This window comes from Rhodococcus sp. KRD162 (assembly GCF_017168335.1).
Classification (GTDB): Bacteria; Actinomycetota; Actinomycetes; order Mycobacteriales; family Mycobacteriaceae; genus Rhodococcoides.
Map to the genome: position 1 here is coordinate 1 of NZ_JABFAU010000078.1, position 405 is coordinate 405.

Genomic DNA, 405 nt, shown 5'->3' on the forward strand with positions numbered 1-405 from the left:
GTGGTCAGCCAGCTCAGGAATGGTCACAGCGTGAGCCAGCCGACGATCACCAACCAGATCCCCCAGATGACCGCGTGAATCACGTTCTTAGCGATCTGCTGCCAAGGTGTCGAGTTGACGAATCCGGACCCGAACGCCGCCAACCCGGTCAGCAAGACCAGCACCACGACGGGCCAGATTAAGCGATTCCAGTGCGGATGGCGGTGCAGAACGACCTGCTCGCCAGCGGCCAGGACATTCTCCGGATAGCTCATGCCCGCGACCTTAATCTTTTGGGGACGCCAGCTCCGCGCGAGTTAACGCAAATGCACCACGTCGCCCGCTGAAACAACTACCGTGCGACCGCCGACGTCCAGACACAGCCGACCCTGGTCATCGATGTCACGCGCGATCCCGACGACGTCC

Annotated in this window: 2 pseudogenes; both read right to left on the reverse strand. The window is 61.7% G+C overall.

Features of this window, described 5'->3' with window-relative positions:
• Window positions 1-26 precede the first annotated feature (26 nt).
• Window positions 27-254: pseudogene (locus tag J1M87_RS27500) on the reverse strand (PH domain-containing protein); the annotation flags it as partial.
• Between the two features lie 42 nt (window positions 255-296).
• Window positions 297-405: pseudogene (locus J1M87_RS27505) on the reverse strand (biotin--[acetyl-CoA-carboxylase] ligase); the annotation flags it as partial.